Below are 434 nucleotides of genomic sequence, written 5' to 3'. Positions count from 1 at the left end.
ATGTATATTTAGGCGAGCAATTTAGGCTGTAACATTTACGCCTTATTTATAAGCATCTGCTAGTATTAATTATAACAACTTAAAAGGATTGTTAGAGATACATGAGGCAATCACTACAGCTGCGCATGGGCCAGCAACTTACAATGACACCTCAGTTGCAACAAGCTATTCGCTTGCTGCAATTAAGTACATTGGATCTTCAGCAAGAAATACAAGAAGCGCTCGACAGCAACCCATTACTTGAGGTTGAGGAGCAAGACTATGCCGATGATCTTGCGGGCAAAAATGAGCAAAAAGCAGATAACGATGAAGTTACAGTAACCGTATCTGCAGATGAAGCCCCTAGCGAGTATGAACAAGACAGTGGTGAAGCGCTTGCTAAAGATACCGTAAGTGACGACATGGCAATGGACGTTAGCTGGGATGAGTACATG

Annotated in this window: 1 pseudogene; it reads left to right on the top strand. The window is 42.4% G+C overall.

The annotated features are described in order from the left end of the window. Window positions 1-101: 101 nt before the first annotated feature. Window positions 102-434 (top strand): annotated as a pseudogene (locus tag PSH48_RS21015) (RNA polymerase factor sigma-54); the annotation flags it as partial.

Origin of the sequence: Pseudoalteromonas sp. Angola-4 (assembly GCF_028599265.1) — a bacterium.
Classification (GTDB): Bacteria; Pseudomonadota; Gammaproteobacteria; order Enterobacterales; family Alteromonadaceae; genus Pseudoalteromonas; species Pseudoalteromonas atlantica.
This window is presented reverse-complemented; position numbering and strand designations above follow the sequence as displayed.